The sequence below is a fragment of the Pseudomonas sp. MF08831 genome (assembly GCF_059862645.1).
This window is the reverse complement of record NZ_JCBCUX010000002.1, coordinates 597,825-615,104: the sequence shown is the minus strand read 5'-3', so window position 1 is coordinate 615,104 and position 17,280 is coordinate 597,825. Positions and strand designations below refer to the sequence as shown.

General features: G+C 59.5%; 9 protein-coding genes. 7 read left to right on the top strand and 2 right to left on the bottom strand.

Going from position 1 to position 17,280, the window contains the following annotated elements; all coding sequences use genetic code 11:
- From pgaC to AC19YS_RS06020, 7 genes are all read left to right on the top strand, one after another.
- Positions 1 to 1,341, top strand: a complete 1,341-nt coding sequence (pgaC, locus tag AC19YS_RS06050) for a poly-beta-1,6-N-acetyl-D-glucosamine synthase (protein WP_106577325.1) — start codon at positions 1 to 3, stop codon at positions 1,339 to 1,341.
- A 2-nt stretch (positions 1,342 to 1,343) separates the two neighbouring features.
- Positions 1,344 to 1,826, top strand: a complete 483-nt coding sequence (gene pgaD / locus AC19YS_RS06045) for a poly-beta-1,6-N-acetyl-D-glucosamine biosynthesis protein PgaD (protein ID WP_106577326.1) — start codon at positions 1,344 to 1,346, stop codon at positions 1,824 to 1,826.
- Between the two features lie 498 nt (positions 1,827 to 2,324).
- Complete coding sequence (locus tag AC19YS_RS06040; RefSeq protein WP_500601191.1) at positions 2,325 to 4,049, top strand: ShlB/FhaC/HecB family hemolysin secretion/activation protein; 1,725 nt, start codon at positions 2,325 to 2,327, stop codon at positions 4,047 to 4,049.
- Between the two features lie 31 nt (positions 4,050 to 4,080).
- Positions 4,081 to 14,313 (top strand): hemagglutinin repeat-containing protein, encoded by a 10,233-nt coding sequence (locus AC19YS_RS06035; RefSeq protein ID WP_500601190.1) that lies wholly within the window; start codon positions 4,081 to 4,083, stop codon positions 14,311 to 14,313.
- Positions 14,313 to 14,744: a hypothetical protein gene (locus tag AC19YS_RS06030; RefSeq protein ID WP_200624214.1), complete on the top strand. Its 432-nt coding sequence runs from the start codon at positions 14,313 to 14,315 to the stop codon at positions 14,742 to 14,744. The genes AC19YS_RS06035 and AC19YS_RS06030 overlap by 1 nt, the downstream gene beginning before the upstream one ends.
- Before the next feature lie 39 nt (positions 14,745 to 14,783).
- Entirely contained in the window at positions 14,784 to 15,164 is a 381-nt protein-coding gene (locus tag AC19YS_RS06025; RefSeq protein WP_325167551.1) for a hypothetical protein, read from the top strand.
- Positions 15,165 to 15,245: 81 nt separating this feature from the next.
- Complete coding sequence (locus tag AC19YS_RS06020; protein ID WP_200624215.1) at positions 15,246 to 15,935, top strand: transposase; 690 nt, start codon at positions 15,246 to 15,248, stop codon at positions 15,933 to 15,935.
- Between the two features lie 64 nt (positions 15,936 to 15,999).
- Here the strand turns inward: AC19YS_RS06020 and AC19YS_RS06015 are convergent, their stop codons facing one another.
- The gene (locus AC19YS_RS06015) at positions 16,000 to 16,653 is read right to left on the bottom strand and encodes a hypothetical protein (protein WP_124416139.1); all 654 of its coding nucleotides are present in this window, start codon (positions 16,651 to 16,653) and stop codon (positions 16,000 to 16,002) included.
- Positions 16,654 to 16,849: 196 nt separating this feature from the next.
- Complete coding sequence (locus tag AC19YS_RS06010; protein WP_200624296.1) at positions 16,850 to 17,107, bottom strand: hypothetical protein; 258 nt, start codon at positions 17,105 to 17,107, stop codon at positions 16,850 to 16,852.
- Between the last annotated feature and the right edge of the window lie 173 nt (positions 17,108 to 17,280).

Below are 17,280 nucleotides of genomic sequence, written 5' to 3'. Positions count from 1 at the left end.
ATGTTCGACAGAATCCTGGCTTTATTCGTGTTGGCGCTGGTGTTGGGTGTGCCCCTTGGCCTGATCTTTCTGGTCACCGGGCAGTTCCTGATGGACTTCGTGTTTTTCTACCCGCTGTTCATGTCGGCATTGTGGATCGCCGGCGGGCTGTACTTCTGGCTGCACTGGGAGCGTCACTGGCCGTGGAAGGAAGACACACCGGCACCGACCCTGGCCGGCAACCCGCTGATCTCGATCATCATTCCTTGCTACAACGAGGGCGATAACGCCGCCGACACCATTCATGCGGCGCTGGACCAGCTGTACCCGAACATCGAAGTGATCGCCGTCAACGATGGCTCCAAAGACAACACCGCCGCGGTGCTTGATGCCCTGGCGCTGGAACACCCACGGCTGCGCGTGCTGCACCTGGCGCAGAACCAGGGCAAGGCCGTGGCCCTGCGCATGGGCGCGGTGGCCGCGCGCAGTGAGTACCTGGTGTGCATCGACGGCGATGCCTTGCTCGACAAAAATGCGGCGGCCTACATGGTCGCGCCGATGCTGGATAACCCGCGCCTCGGTGCCGTGACCGGCAACCCGCGCATTCGTACGCGTTCGACCTTGATCGGCCGGGTGCAGGTGGGCGAGTTCTCTTCGATCATTGGCTTGATCAAGCGCACCCAGCGGGTGTTCGGCCGCATCTTCACGGTGTCGGGAGTGGTGGTGGCGTTTCGCAAGAAAGCGCTGGACCGCATCGACTACTGGAGCACCGACATGATCACCGAGGACATCGATGTCAGTTGGAAGCTGCAACTCGATCACTGGGCCATCTTCTACGAGCCGCGTGCCCTGTGCTGGATCCTGATGCCCGAAACCGTCAGTGGCCTGTGGAAACAACGCCTGCGCTGGGCCCAGGGCGGCGCCGAAGTACTGTTCAAAAACATCCGTGGCATCTGGCAATGGCGCCATCGTTACCTGTGGCCGCTGTTGTTCGAGTACTGCTTGTCCACCGGTTGGGCCTTCACTTTCCTGCTCTCGGTGATCTTCTGGGGCCTGGGCAAATTCATGGTGCTGCCGCAGGCGATTGCCGTGGATTCGCTGGTGCCGCCGGCGTTTACCGGGCTGGTGTTGGCGATGGTGTGCCTGCTGCAATTTGCGGTGAGCATCCTGATTGATCGGCGCTACGAAAAAGACCTGTGGAAAACCCTGTTCTGGACCGTGTGGTACCCGATGGTGTTCTGGCTGGTCAGTTTGCTCACCACATTGGTCAGCTTTCCCAAGGTGCTCTTCAACCAGCACCAGAAGCGCGCGCGCTGGGTCAGCCCGGACCGCGGTATTAAACCTAGCGAAGAGGAGGCGTGACGATGAAACTGGTCAGAACTCGCCAGAACACAGTGATGTGGATCATCGACGTGCTGCTCACCTTGCTGGCCTGGGCCGGGCTGGTCTGGCTGCTGGCACGCGGGATCGGCGCAATGCTGGAAACCCATGGCGGCCCGCGCATTGAGGCGCCGATTTTTGCGGCGCTCAACACCTTGCAGATCTACCTGTGGATCGCCTTGTTCAATGCGGTGATCCTGATCAGTTGGGCACGCTATCAACAGCGCCGCGGGCGCAAGTTTGCCCAGCGTCGCGCCGAAGCCAACGCGCTCAGCGATAAAAGCCTGAGTGAAAGTTTCAACTTGGGCGACGGCCACCTCGAGCAGTTTCGCAAGTCGGGCGTGCTGGTGATTCACAACGATGACGAGGGCGGCGTAGAAGATGTGAAGGCCCATGTTTCGCGCGATGTTGAGCGGCCAGGGCTGACCTTGGTGCCAGGGCAGGAAAAAGACAAAGGCGCAGGCTGATTGCCCCCAGCTCTGTGGCGAGCGGGCTTTGTGGCGAGCGGGCTTGCCCCGCGTTGGGCTGCGAAGCAGCCCCAAACCTGACGCACGATGTTCCTGACGTAACGCGGCGACACTGACTCGGGGACGCTTCGCGCCCCAACGCGGGGCAAGCCCGCTCGCCACAAGCGGCGTATCCCAGACTAATCCGATAAATGGGATCCAATTCACAAAGCATCCGCGAACTTTTCTGTATTCCTCTGCACTAACCTAACTCGGCATTTAATTGATGGCTAAATAATGGCATCTGCTGGGTTGTTTGCCCAAGGGTTATCAAAAACAGTGGCCGCTTGTCGGAATAAAAGTTTCAACAACAAGCGCTGTCGCCGTTTTATGATTATTTGTTGTTATTAATCAATATGTTGCGGTTGCAATAAGTACGAATGTTCGACAAGTCCAGCTTCTTGGGCTAGCGCGAGTTCGATGTTAGTTTGCCGCCCCTTGATTTTCGATGGATCGAACATGTCTTTGTTATTGCCACGGACTCGGTATTTGCTGTGCGCTTTCCTGCTCGCCTGCCTGGGCCTGAACAGCGCCACAGCCGCTCCCACGCCAGGGGATCAAGACTTGATCCGCGACCGGCAAAATCGCCTGCTCGAAGAGCAGGGCCGGCGCCTGCAAGAACTCCAGGACCTGCCCGGCAAAGAGGCCAAGCCCCAAGCCCCGGCGACGCCCGCTGACACCCGCTGTTTCCCGATCAAAGACATCGAGCTCAAGGGCGCCGACAGCCTGTCCGCTGCCGACCGCACGCTGTTGCTCAAACCCTATGTGGGCCAATGCCTGGGCGTCTCGCAGCTCAATGAGCTGCTTAAAGTCATCACCGACTATTACATCGCCAAAGGCCGCGTCACCAGCCGTGCCTACCTGCCGCAACAGGACCTGTCCAGCGGCCACCTGCAAGTGCTGGTGGTCGAGGGCAAGCTCGAAGCCTTGAGAAGCGCCGAAGGCAGCAACGTGACCGATCGCGAGCTGGCCATGGCCTTTCCCGGCAAGGTCGGCGAGGCGCTGAACCTGCGCGAGGTCGAGCAACTGGTCGACCAGCTCAACCGTCTGCCGTCCAAACAGGCACAAATGGAACTGACCCCCGGCAAAGACGTGGGCGGCAGCGACGTGGTGGTCAAGAACACCGCGCAAAAGCCGTGGCGCGCCAGCCTGTCGCGCAATAACGACGGGCAAAGAAGCACCGGCGAGCAGCAATGGGGCGCGGGCCTGGAGTGGGACAGCCCGCTGGGGCTGGCCGACCAACTGGTGCTGCGCGGTGGTCATGACGCGATCAGCGACCACCAGAAAACGTCGAAAAACACCATGCTCTACTACAACGTGCCGTGGGGCTGGTGGAACTTCAGCTACACCTACAGCGAGAGCGATTACCGCGCGCTGGGTTACACCGACACCTTCAAGTTCAAGCAGTCGGGCGATAACGAAAACCACCAACTGCGCGCAGAGCGCGTGATTCACCGCGATGACGTGAGCAAGACCTCAGTCAACGTCGGTCTGGCTCACCTGCGCACCAACAACTACATAAACGACGCCCACCTCGAAACCAGCAGTAACCGCCTCAGCGAACTGCAATTTGGCATCAACCACGGCCGGCGCATCGGCAATGCCTTCGTCAACGTTGACCTGGGCGTGCAGAACGGCATCGGTGCATTTGACGCCCAGCGCGACGACCAGCATCGCGATCAGTACGGGCACCTCACGGCCACTCCCGATTACCGCAAATACACTGCCACCGTCAGTTATCTGCAGCCGTTCAGCCTGTGGGGCGAGTCGTTCAGCTTTACCAGCTTGGCCACCGGGCAACGCAGCGAAGACGTGCTGTTCTCGCCGCAACGCATCAGCCTCGGCGGCTCTTCTTCGGTACGCGGTTTCAAGGATCAGCAACTGTCCGGCGACAGCGGTGGCTACTGGCGCAATGAAGTGCGCTGGGCCCGCCCGGTCACGTTGGAATGGCTGCGCCCGGCCTTCGCCGAATACGGCACCAGCCTGGGTTACGACCAAGGCGTGATCCGCAACGACCGTTACAACGACGACTACCACGGCCGCGTTTCAAGCAACTCCGTGGAGCTGTTCGCCCGGGGCAAATACGTCAGCACCAGCGTGACGTTTGCTCACTCGTTAGAAAGGCCTGGGGTCGTGACGGAGCGCGAAGCACCGATCTACTTCCGCATGGATTTCTTCCTGTAATTCAACGCCCTGCTGCAACGAGAATCTGAAAATGGATGTTCGCCACTTTGCCTTTCTGGCCCGCCAACCTTCTGCTGCCCTGAAGCGCCGGGACGCGTTCCTTGGCCTGCCCAAGCGCGGCCTGGTGCTGATTCTGGCCAACGCGCTGTTCTGGCAGCCGTTGCTCGCCCAGGCCGAAGGCATTGTGGTCAGCAACCCGGCCACCAGCGTCGGCCAGGCCGGCAATGGCGTGCCGGTGGTGAACATCGCTGCGCCCAATGGCAGTGGCTTGTCCCATAACCAGTTCAAGGACTACAACGTCGGCCCCAACGGCGTGATCCTCAACAACGCCACCGGCGCGGTGCAGAACACTCAGCTCGGCGGCTACATCGTCGGCAACCCGAACCTCAAGGGCGGCGCCGCCAACGTCATTCTCAACGAAGTCAACGGCGGCAGCCCCAGCCAGCTGCGCGGCTACACCGAAGTGGCGGGCCAGTCGGCCAAGGTCATCGTCGCCAACCCGTACGGCATCACGTGCAGTGGCTGCGGTTTTATCAACACGCCCAACGTGACCCTGACCACCGGCAAACCGGTGATGGACAACGTCGGCCGTTTGGACCACTACCAAGTCGACGGCGGCGCCGTGACCATCGACGGCGAGGGCCTGAACGCCAGTAACGTCGACCGCTTCGAAATCATCACCCGCTCGGCCAAGATCAACGCCCAGATCAACGCACGCGAGCTGGCCGTAATCGCCGGGCGCAACGACGTCGATGCCAAAAGCCTGAAAACCACCGCACGCGCCGACGACGGCAGCGCCAAACCCGAGCTGGCCATCGACTCCAGCGCGCTGGGCGGCATGTACGCAGGCGCGATCAAACTGGTGGGCACCGAAGCCGGCGTGGGCGTGAAGCTCGACGGCACGCTGGCAGCCAGTGGCGGGGATATTCAGCTTGATGCCAATGGGCATTTGAGCATGGCGCAGACCGCCGCCAGCGGCGCGGTCAACGTCAAGGCCGCGAGCCTGGATGCCAAGGGGCCGGTGTACGCCGGCACGGCACTGGACGTGCAAACCCAAGGTGATCTGACCAACCGCCAAAGCCTGGCCGCCCGTGACCGCATTGCGCTGTCCAGCGGCGGCACGTTGACCAACAGCGACATTATCGAAGCGGGCGTCAACGCTGATAACACCCGCAACGCGGCGGGCGACGTCAGCCTGCGCGGCAAGACCGTCAACAACACCGGCACCAATGTCATCGCCAGCCGTACGTTGAGCGTCGATGCCCAGACCCTGAACAACCAGGGCGGCACCCTGAGTGCAAAACAGCGCACGCAGATTACGGTAGGCACGGTCGACAACCAGAACAAAGGCCGCATTCTGAGCAATGCCGGTTTGGCCCTCACGGCCGATCGCCTGCAGAACACCCAAGGTGGGCTGGTCACCAGCAACGGTCCGCTGACCGCGGTTGTCGGTGAGTTGCATAACCAGGGCGGCGAAGTCTCCAGCCTGGACACCGCAGCGCTGACGGTCACCACCCTCGACAACGTCGCGGGGCTGGTCACGGCGGGTAAGGCGTTGAGCCTTAACGTCGGCAGCCTGAACAACCAGGGCGGTCTGGTCACCAGCCAAGGCTTGGTCAGCGTGGCCGGTAACAGCCTGGACAACCGTGAAAAAGGCTTGGTCGCCGGCGTCGAGGGTGTGCAGGTCACTGTCGCCAACATCGACAACCGCAACGGCGAGCTGTCCAGCCGTGCGGGCGTGCAGGTCACCGGTACGCAACTGGATAACAGCGATGGCGGGCTGGTGATTGCCGGCAGCGGCGCAGGCCTGACTGTCGATCAATTGCTCAACCGCAACCAGGGCCTGATCAGCAGCGAAGGGCTGTTGAGCGTCACGGCGCGCAACGTGGCCAACAACGGCGGTACGCTGTCCAGCGCCGGCCCGCTGACCCTCAACGCCTTTGGCGCGGTAGACAACCAGGGCGGGCGGCTGGTGACTGACGCCCGCCTGATCCTCAACAGCGCGAGTCTCGACAACAGCCAAAAAGGCACCCTGAGCGCACGCCAGGCCGCGCAGATCACCACCGCCGACTTGAACAACCAGCAAGGCGGCCAGATCACCAGCGCCGAGGCCCTGACCCTGGACCTCAACCGTGGTCAGCTCAATAACCAGGGCGGACTGATCAACGCGCCGCTGCTGATGCTCAACAACCTCAAGGATGTGCATAACCAGGGCGGCGAGATTTCCAGCAGCCAGGCGTTCACACTCACCGCCGACAACCTGGACAACAGCGGCGGCAAACTGCTGAGCAATACCGCGCTGACCTTGCGCATCGGCCAGGCCCTGGCAAACGTCAAAGGCATGATCGCCGCAGCGTCGGTCGACGCGCACGCCGCCAGCCTCGACAACAGCGGCGGCACACTCACCAGCCGTGGCGACACCGTACTCAACATTGATGGCCGCCTGACCAATCGCGACCAAGGCCTGCTCAACGCAGGCGCTGCCCTGACACTCAACAGCGCCGAGCTGGATAACCAGAATGGCTCACTGCTGGGCAGCGCAATTGCCCTGGACTTCGGCAACGCCACCGGCGACCTGAACAACACCGGGGGCCTGATCACCACCGCCGGCAATCTGACCATCAACCATCTGCGTGACCTGAGCAACGGCGGTGGCGAACTCTCCAGCGCGCAAACCCTGAACCTCAGCGGTCGCACGTTGAACAACAGCAACGGCAAGCTGATCAGCAATAACCTGCTGCTGCTCAATGCCACAAACCTGATCAACCAGAACGGCTTGATGTCCGGCTGGCAGGGCCTGACCGTCAGCGGTACCAACCTCGATAACCGCAACAACGGCACCTTGTCGAGCCGTTATGGCGACCTTAATGCCACGCTGACCGCCAGCCTGCTCAACAGCGGAGCGGGTGCGCTGGTGAGTCAAAAAGCGCTGTACGTGACCGCCGCCGAGCTGGACAACAGCAACACGGGCGTACTCTCCAGCGCCGCCGGCCAACGTCTCGACGTGGGCGGTTTGCTCAACAACGCCCAGGGCGGCGTGATCGACAGCGGCGCAGCCCTGAACCTGAACGCGCAAAGCCTGGACAACAGCGCCGGCAGCATCAGCGGCGGCACCGCCACCACCCTCGACCTGCTCGCGACCCTGACCAACACCAATGGGAAGTTGGCCAGCGGTGGTCCGTTGCTGATCAGCCGTGCCGCGCAGATCAACAACCAGGGCGGCCAGATCGCCAGCCAAGGTTTGTTGACCCTGCTGACTGGCGGCCTGGATAACCGCAACCGTGGCACCCTGGCCGCCAACGACCGCTTGAGCCTCACCGCCAGCGGCCTGGTGCAGAACGGCAACGACGGCTTGATCTACAGCCAGAACGCCGACCTCAGCCTCACGGCCAACCGCGTGGAGAATGGCAAAGGCACCGTGCAAAGCCAGGGCGGCATGACCGTCGACGTGGCCGACGCGCTGGACAACCAGAGCGGCAAACTGATCGCCCAGGCGGGCGATTTGAGTGTCAACGCCGCCAGCCTCGACAACCGTGGCGGCACCCTTGCCAGCCTCAAGGCCGCACTGCAAACCCGTGTGGTCGGTGTGCTGCGCAACGGTTATGACCTCAACAACAACCGTCAGGGCGGCGTGATGCAGGGGCAAAGCCTCAACCTGCAAGCCGGCAGCGTAGACAACTATGGCGGGCGCATCGCGGCGCAGGGCGGCAACGCACTGGTGACCACCGGCAATTTCGACAACCGCAACGGCGGGCTCTATGCCAAAGGCCTGATGCGCGTGGTCGGGCATGACGTTGATAACAGCGGCGACAACGACGGCCAGATTGCCGGTCAACAGATCGACCTGGACCTGAGCGGCGCACTTAACAACCGCCTGGGCATCATCGAAAGCGAAAGCACCCTCAAGGTGCGCGCTGCCAGCCTCGACAACCAGACCGGGCGCCTGCGTGCCCTGGGCACGGCGGGCACCACCGAATTCGCCATCGGTGGCCTGTTCGACAACCGCAACGGTGTGCTCGAAACCGCTAACAACGACCTGACGCTCAACGCCGGCAGCCTGCAGAACCTGGGCGGCAACGTACTGCACGTGGGCACCGGCAACTTCGGCATTGCCCCCGCCAACCTCAACGACGTGGGCGGCAGCCTGGTCACCCGTGGCGACCTGACCATTAGCCAGGGCCACTGGACCAACAGCAGCGTGATCCAGGCCGGGCAACTGACAGTCAACGTCGACACCCTCGACCAGACCGCCACCGGCCAACTGCTCGGCGCACGACGCTTCATCGGCAGCGGCGCCAACTGGAACACCCAAGGCCTGATCGCCAGCGACGGCACGCTCGACCTGACGTTGAGCGGCGCCCTTAACAGCAGCGGGCGCATCAGCAGCCTCGGCGACCTCAACCTCAGCGCGGCACAGGCCACCCTGAGCGACACGGCAAGCATCGCCGGCGGCGGCATCACTACCGCCAACATCGCTGGCACGCTCAACAACCGCGGGCGCATCACCGCCGCCACCGACCTGGTGCTTAACGCGGGCGCGATCAACAACTACGCGACCCTGGGCAGTGGCCAGCGACTGACCGCTACCACCGGTGCGTTACTCAACGACCACGGCCTGATCTTCAGCGGCGGCGACATGAGCCTGCGTGTCGACGCGTTGAACAACAGCTACGCCGACCTCTACAGCATGGGCAACCTGAGCGTCGACCGTGACGGCAAGGGCGGCCTGGCCAGCAGCATCATCAATAGCTCGTCGAGCATACAGAGTGATGGTGACCTGAGTCTGGCAGCGGCAGTGATGCGAAACGAGCGCGCGGTGCTGACAACCAACGACGGCGGCATTTATACCGCTTCGATCACCGAAATGCCCTGCCGACGTGGCGCCGAGTACGCTGGCGACTGCGAAGGCCCGAAGGTCAACCACTTGTGGGAGGTTGTGCAGCGCGACAAGCTGGAAGTACTCCAGGCCAGTGCGGCATCGCTCATCAGTGCGGGAAAAAACATCACCCTTACCGGCGGCCAGTTGCTTAATTCAAGCAGCAGCATCGGCGCCGCCGGTATGATTAACATCACGGTCAACAACTTGACCAACACCGGCATCGAGACTGGCGAAACCGAAACCTGGCGCTTGTTCCGCTCCAAGCGCACCCGCGACGCGAGTGACTGGTATGCGTTGGCGGCAGACTTCAACCGCAAGTACTCGGTTGGCGGCGCCGCCTACAACCCCAATGATCTGGGTGGCCTGGAAGCAGCCATGGCCGCTTTCATCGGCACCACTGAACAGGAAAGCGTCTCGCTGCGCCGCGTCACCAAAATTGCTACGGGCGACCAACGTTACGCCGGTATCATCCAAGCCGGCGGCGCGGCCAATGTAATAACCCAGAACAATATCGATAACACCGTGGTGCGTCCGGGCTACACCTATGTGGGTGCGGGCGCCAAAACCGCGACAGATGCCACGGGCGCCAGTGGCGCAGCCGGTTACTCGACGCGCGTCACCCTTAACCAGCAACTGCCGCCTGACCTCGCCCAACAGCAGATCAACCCGCTGAGCCTGCCCGGCTTCACCTTGCCCAGCGGGCAGGGCGGGCTGTTCCGCCTCAGTGGCGAAAGCGCCAGCGCGCCGGCCAGTACCGGCCCGCAAGGCTGGACCCTCGGCGGCGGCGGTGTAGACCGCACGCCGGTTACCGGCCCGGTCGTACCCGGCAGCGGCACCTCGGCCGACGGCGTGGTGATCAACCGTGTGCAAGGCCTGCCAGACAGCCAGTTCGTCTCCAACCCACAGAAATACCTGATCGAAACCAACCCGCTGCTGACCAACCTCAGCCAGTTTTTAAGCTCTGATTACATGCTGTCCAAACTGGGCTACGACCCAGACCAGGCCCAAAAGCGCCTGGGTGACGGCCTGTATGAACAACGCCTGATCCAGCAAGCCGTGATCGCGCGTACCGGCCAGCGCTTCATCGATGGCCAGACCAGCGACGCCTCGATGTTCAAGTACCTGATGGACAACGCCATCGGCACCAAACAAGCGCTTAACCTGGCCGTAGGCGTGAGCCTCACCGCCGAGCAAGTCGCGGCCCTGACCCACGACATCGTGTGGATGGAAAACGCCACCGTCGCTGGCCAGCAAGTGCTGGTGCCCGTGCTCTACCTGGCCCAGGCCAACAACCGCCTGGCGCCCAACGGCGCACTCATCACCGGCAGCGACCTGAACCTGGTCAGTGGCGCCGACCTCAACAACGTCGGCACCCTGCGCGCCACCAACAACCTGGCTGCCAGCGCCGGGCGCAACATGGTCAACAGCGGCCTCGTGCAAGCCGGCAACCGCCTCGACCTGCTCGCCGGCAACAACCTCACCAACCGCGCCGGCGGCATCATCGCCGGGCGCGACGTCAGCGTCAGCGCAGTGAATGGCGATGTACTCAACGAGCGCACCGTCACCAGCCACCAAAGCAGCAGCGGCTACCGCACCGAGCGCACCGACTTCGTCGACAACGCCGCCCGCATCGAAGCCGCCAACACCCTCACCCTGCAAGCCGGGCGCGACGTCAACAGCACCGGCGGCGCCTTCAAAAGCGGCGCCGACCTGGGCGTTCAAGCCGGGCGCGATGTAAACCTGGCCACCGCCGAACAGCGCAATGCCAACACCGTCAGCACCAACATGCGCAGCAGCAGCGCAAACCAGTACGGCACCGTGATCGAAGCCGGGCGCGACTTCCAGGTGGTGGCTGCGCGCGATATCAGCGCCATCGGCAGCCAGTTGAATGCCACGCGTGATCTGGCGCTGGTGGCCAAGGGCAATGTGAACCTGGCGTCGGCGGCGAATGAACAGCATTCGGCGTTTAATTCCAAGAAGGTCACCAGCCAGGAAGACCACGTTCAGCAAGTCGGCACATCGTTGGTTGCCGGTGAGAACCTCTCCCTCAGTGCCGGCAACGACCTCGTGGTCAGCGCCAGCCGTGCGAGTGCCGGCAAGGAAGCCTACCTGTACGCAGGCAATGACCTGGCGCTGAACGCTGCGCAAGACAGCGACTACAGCTATTACCGCAAAACCAAAACCAGCAAAGGGTTGCTGTCCAGCACCCAGAAAACGCGCATCGACAGCAGTAACCAGATCAGCCAGCAGGGCTCTTCCATCAGCGCTGATACCGTGGTCGTGCGTGCTGGCCGTGACATTGGTACTACCGCCAGCGATGTGGTTTCCACCAACGCCACCAGCCTGATTGCCGGGCGCAATGTGGTGATTGATGGGGCGACGGAAACCTTTGAACAAAGCCATTCGTCCTCGACCAAAAAATCGGGCTTGATGAGCAGCGGCGGCATCGGCGTGACGTTGGGCTCAAGCAGCAACCAGAACACCTTCACCAGCAGCACCGAAACCACCCGGGCCAGCAACATCGGCAGTGTGCTGGGCAGTGTGGATATTCAGGCTGGCAAAGACCTGACCATACGCGGTTCTGACGTGGTTGCCGGTAAGGACATCAGCCTGGTTGGGCAAAATGTCAGCATCCTGGCTTCCGAGAACAACAACCGTAGCGAGCAGATCTCCAAGAGCAAAACCAGTGGTTTGACCCTGGCGTTGTCCGGCACCGTGGGTAGCGCGGTGGACTCTGCTTATAAGACCGCCAAGCAAGCCAAGAGCGAGGACGACGGCCGCCTCTCGGCGCTGCAAGGTGTGAAGGCGGGGTTGACGGGGGTGCAAGCGTGGCAGGCGGCGCAGCAGAATGGTGGCATGACCGGCGCTAACGCCGCGGAATTTGTCGGCATCGCCATCTCGCTCGGCTCGCAAAAATCCAGCTCCAAACAGACCCAGGAGCAGACGGCAAGCCAAGGTAGCAGCCTCACCAGTGGCAATAACCTCAGTATTGTAGCCGCCGGTAACGGCACGCCTGGCGCAGATGGAGACATCCGCGTTCAGGGCAGCAAGCTCCAGGCCGGTAATGAAATGCTGTTGGCAGCAGAGCGTGATATCCGCCTGGAAGCAGCCGCCAACACACAAAAACTCGATGGCAAGAACAGCAGTGGCGGCGGGGCCGTAGGCCTTAGCTTTGGGGCGAGTTCCAATGGTGCTGGCCTTAGCATCTTCGCCAATGCCAACAAGGGCACCGGCAGTGAGAAAGGCAATGGCACAACCTGGACGGAAACGACGCTGGATGCGGGCAAGCAAGTCAGCCTGATCAGTGGGCGAGACACCGTCCTCAAAGGTGCACAGGTCAGTGCAGATCAGATCAAGGCCGCGGTAGGCCGCGATCTTATGCTGCAAAGCCTGCAAGACACCGATGACTACAAGTCCAAACAAACCGATGTCAGCGGTGGCGCAAGTTTCACGTTTGGCACCATGACGGGCAGTGGTTCGCTCAGCATCAGCAAGAGCAAGATCGACTCCAACTATAAAAGCGTGCAGGAGCAAACCGGCCTGTTCGGCGGTAAGGGCGGCTATCAGATTGATGTGGGCAACCACACGCAACTTGATGGCAGCGTGATCGCCAGCACTGCAACAGCGGACAAAAACCGCCTGAGCACCGGCACCCTCGGCTGGAGCGTTTTAAAGAACAAAGCCGACTACACAAGCCAGTTGCAGAGCGCCAGCGTCAGCAGTGGCGCAAGCAGTGCGAACGCCTTCATCAGCAATATGCCTTCCGGTAGCTTGATCGCGTTCAATCATGGCGACAGTGACAGCGGCACCACGTCATCGGCCATTTCCAACGGCACCCTAGACATTCGCGACCCTGCCAAACAGCAGCAGGACGTGGCAACGCTGAGCCACGATGTTGAACACGCCAACGGCAGCATCAGCCCCATTTTTGATAAGGAGAAAGAGCAGAAGCGCCTGCGGCAGGTGCAGTTGATTGCGGATATTGGTACTCAGGCATCGGACATCGTTCGCACGCAAGGTGCCATTAACGCGGCCAACGCTCAAAAAGATCCTGAAGCGGTAGCGGCTGCGCGAGACAAGCTTATCCGTGAGGGCAATACCCAGCCGACGGAGAAAGAGATCGCCGCACAGGTGACCCGTACTGTGATGCAGCCGTACGGAACTGGGGGCGATTATCAACGCGCCGCCCAAGCGGTGACGGCAGCTTTGCAAGGACTGGTAGGGGGTGACATCGGCTCAGCCCTTACGGGTGCGTCGGCGCCCTATCTGGCGAACCTCATCAAGCAATCAACGCAGGGTAACGATACCGCCCGAATCATGGCCCACGTGGTATTGGGTGCTGTGGTTGCACAAGCCCAAGGAAACTCGGCGGTTGCCGGTGCCGCAGGAGCCGGTACGGGGGAGTTGATTGCGGCGCGGTTGTATCCGGATATTAAAACTGAGAATTTGAGCGAGGAGCAGAGACAGACCGTATCGGCGCTTTCGACATTGGCGTCGGGGTTGGCAGGCGGACTTGCGGGAGGTGACCTGAGCGGTGCAATTGCCGGTGCAAAGGCTGGCAATAATGCAGTTGAGAACAACTCGATGGGTGATATAGGTATTGCGTTATCTGAGGGTAAAACACTTGAACAAAAGGCCGGAGAGCACGTCAAGGCTGAAGACGAGCGATACAAGGAGCAAAACTGTGCAGGAATGAGCGCGGATGCGTGCTCGGCTCAAATGTATGCTGAACGTCGCGAAACACTTGCTTATACCGTGGCGGGTGTTGGAGCTTTAGCCGGAGCAGTGCTGCTCGGTCCTGCATTGTTAAATTCCTGTGCGATGAACCCAGCTGTTTGTACCGAACTGTCATTAACAGCAGTTGAATTGCCCTTTGGTGCCGCAACGGCTGGCGGTACGGCGTTAGGTGTGGGAGGCTTTGGCAGTCTGGCAGCGAAGGAAGTCGCTGCCACAGCCGACGCAGCGGCGGCTGCACGAGTTGCCGAAGGTGCAAAAGCGGCAGGTGAAGTCGTGCCTCCCGCGCCTGTGGTTACTTCTGGTACGACTCGGACAGGTGTTGTTCGTACAAATGCCGCAGACTGGAGAGTACTACGTGATAACTGGGATGACCTTGGATATGGCCAAATCTTAAGTACTGAAAATCGGGCCGCGATTGCTAAAGGGAAGACTCCGAAGGTCGATGATGCATGGGTTAAAGTTTTTCCTGAAGATGCAGGGCTAAAGGGTGAGAGAATACCTATGCATCATGTTCAGGGTTCGCCACTTACTGTGCCCCTGCCTGATACACGGCATTTGGACGCGCATATGCCAGGAGGATTTAGATATAATCCGGGCGGTCCAGGGTCAGCTCTCCCGGCATACCCTCCGAAAAAAGGAGCTGATTAATGCATTCCATACCGCTAGAGCTTGCGAAGCAAAAGTTAATTTTTTACGTGGCTCAGGATTTGGACCAGTCTATTAGATCTAATGTGCAGCAGCTTGTGAGTGAGGTTGCTGCGTCAAGAATATGGAGCGTTACTCCGCCAAGCTTTATTGACGAGATAGACGAGAGTGGTACGGAAGTAGTAGGTGGGATTTTGGAAATTTATTCGGCTTTGCCGCCAAACCTACTTCCTATTGAGATGGACTCAAAAAACCTAGATGACGTAGAGGCGCTGGTAGGCGCCGTAAAAAAACTATCTGAAAATGAAAGTCTTTCCTTTGAGTTTCAGTTAGATACTACTTATGTTGGCGCTATTGAGGACGGTGTTATTGATCGAGTCCTGCTGGACGGTTTGCTAGTACCGTGGCGAAATCACCTCAAAGGGAAAATTTGAGTTGGTGCAAAAGACATAGGAGAAGCAGCTGGTTCTGCTGTGAAGCCTACAGTTGATTTGTTTGGTGGGAAAAATGCGCAAACACCGGGAGCCATAAACGTTGATATAAGTGCGGATATTCAGTCTGGTATCCGCGCGGATGCAAGGCAGCTACCTTTTAAAGACGACTCAGTGGGAGAGATTGTTGCTAGCAATCCATTCATTCCAAAAGAAGCGGGAGGTACCTTCTCTATGATGGATTATTTGCCGGAAGCAACTAGAGTAGTTGAGCCAGGTGGAAAAATTTTCATCAACGCGAACGCCGCAAACCCTTATGGAAAGCTTCCCAGTGCATCTGATCTTGAGTCTTTGGGAGGAAATAGGGGTCAGACCACGATTTTGTTTTTTAAAGTTCAGCAGAGTTGCTCTTTAAAAACATGATTTATTTTTTGTAATTATTCCAGTCTGTTGGCCTGTTGAAGGGCGGCTAAGCTGTAAGCTCCTATCCAGTTAGGGGTTTATATGGCTCGCCGTCCTAGAGTGTTACTGCCGGATATCCCGTTGCATATTATTCAGCGGGGAAACAATCGGTCTGCGTGTTTTTATTCAGATGAAGACTATATTTTTTACATTGATACATTAGCCGTGCTTGCTGAATTGTATGGCTGTAAAGTTCACGCATTGTGCTTGATGACAAATCATGTTCATTTGTTGTTGACTCCCAGCTGCTGCGCAGGGGCCAGCCTGCTTATGAAGGGGCTGGGGCAGCGCTACGTTCAATATGTCAATCGAACATATCAACGAACGGGCACGTTGTGGGAAGGCCGTTTCCGCTGCTGTTTGGTTCAACAAGACAACTATGTTTTAGCTTGCTATCGATATATCGAAATAAACCCTGTTAGAGCCGGTATGGTTGCTCATCCGGGCGACTATCGCTGGACCAGCTATAGGGCAAACGCACAGGGCGAGCTGTCAGGCTTTATAAGCCCGCATGCGGTTTATAACGAATTAGGTAGCGGCACCGCGCAACGAGCCGAAGCTTACCGGTCTATATTCAATGAACGACTTTCACCTGGGCTGATAGAACAAATTCGATCTTCTACAAACGGAAATTACGTTTTGGGCGATCAGAAGTTTGCGTCCGAGATCGCGCAGGCGTTAGGTAAAAGAGTTTCGCAGGGCGTGTCAGGACGCCCGAAAAGTGTCAGTTAAAAGAATAGAGGAATAGTGGTCTGACCCCTATTCCCCTCAGGGTCTGTCCCCTATTTCCCTCAGCTCAAGGCGCGACGGTGGAGTAGTGCCCGTCGCGATCAGGGCGGCAGATGTTGGTTGAAACGGGCTGGGTTTCCTGGAAGGAGCCGGCGCCGCTGAGTGTTACCAGCTCGATAGAACACTTGGCGGAGTAGAAATTCTGCTTGTGGAATTCGATGCTTGCTTCGTAATCCTTTCCGGCCTCTGGGACGAACTGGATGGTAGGTGGGTAGCAGTAACCGTTTTCGGATTTATACCCGATGTCGACCAGAACTGGCTGGTGGGCGGGGATGACGAATTCGTCGTAGCCCAGCCGGTCGGTTTTCACTGCTTCGGTGTGCGCGGTGGCGGGCATGCCGATCACGCGGTTTTGGTAGTCCTCGGCCTTCATGCCAAGTAGGTCGGCGGTGCGCCAGAGGATGTAGCTTTGTTTGGGATCATGGGCGCGAGTAGCAATGCTTCCCTGTAAGCGACCATTTTCTGGATGGTTGTAGTAGGCCTCACAGGTTTTACCGGGGACATAGATGGCGTACTTTTCCGGTGCAGAATAGATGCGGATGCGCGCGCTGGTAGTCGGATCGTACTTGGCCGCTTCAGCTTCGTTACGCAGGTTCGTCTTATCGTAGCTGGTGCACCCTATTAGAAGCAGTGCGCTTGCGGTGAGTGTGAGTAATTTCATCGTGTAACAACCCTCCTTGTCGTTTCTGTAATCAGCATCTATTTGATGCGAAAGACCTCGATCTTACATGTGCGAGTCTTCCGGCCCAATCTCCCAAGAAGGAAAAAGCCGCAGATTTATTTAATCTCGTTGGAGTGATTTTCTTCTCTACCACCCACATACAAAACGGGCGACGTCTAAGCCGCCCGGCTTTCACTCAAGATGGATCGGCATTGAGTCTACGACTGATGACATCCAGCAAATCACACCCATCGCGCAACGGAATGGCCAACAATTGCGCGAAGTCTTGAAGCACCACGGCATCGCTGCTGAGCTGTTCGCGAAAGGCCAGGTTTTCCAACAGTTGCGTGACGGCTCGAATCCGGTACACGGCGGCGTCGTGGAGCACGTCGAGGGGCGCACAGGTGTCGATGAGCAGAGCGGGGACGGTACTGTCGTGACCCGTCAGGGGCATGTATTGGTTCATGGTGAAACCTCGGTCAGTAGAGTGAAGCAGTCACCTATCGTCGCCAAACGAATGGGTGACAGCTGTACGCAGGTTGGCGAACCGGGACCGAGTTCCGGCAGACCCGAAGGTCTCCCACGCACAGCTGCCATAAAGCAGCGATGCGGGTACGGAAGCCCCTG

What these genes read in the sequence shown, in the direction of transcription:
- AC19YS_RS06035 (WP_500601190.1), top strand. Translation starts at nt 4,081, where the DNA reads ATGGATGTTCGCCACTTTGCCTTTCTGGCCCGCCAACCTTCTGCTGCC.
- pgaD (WP_106577326.1), top strand. Translation starts at nt 1,344, where the DNA reads ATGAAACTGGTCAGAACTCGCCAGAACACAGTGATGTGGATCATCGAC.
- AC19YS_RS06015 (WP_124416139.1), bottom strand. Translation starts at nt 16,653, where the DNA reads ATGAAATTACTCACACTCACCGCAAGCGCACTGCTTCTAATAGGGTGC.
- AC19YS_RS06040 (WP_500601191.1), top strand. Translation starts at nt 2,325, where the DNA reads ATGTCTTTGTTATTGCCACGGACTCGGTATTTGCTGTGCGCTTTCCTG.
- AC19YS_RS06020 (WP_200624215.1), top strand. Translation starts at nt 15,246, where the DNA reads ATGGCTCGCCGTCCTAGAGTGTTACTGCCGGATATCCCGTTGCATATT.
- AC19YS_RS06010 (WP_200624296.1), bottom strand. Translation starts at nt 17,107, where the DNA reads ATGCCCCTGACGGGTCACGACAGTACCGTCCCCGCTCTGCTCATCGAC.
- pgaC (WP_106577325.1), top strand. Translation starts at nt 1, where the DNA reads ATGTTCGACAGAATCCTGGCTTTATTCGTGTTGGCGCTGGTGTTGGGT.
- AC19YS_RS06030 (WP_200624214.1), top strand. Translation starts at nt 14,313, where the DNA reads ATGCATTCCATACCGCTAGAGCTTGCGAAGCAAAAGTTAATTTTTTAC.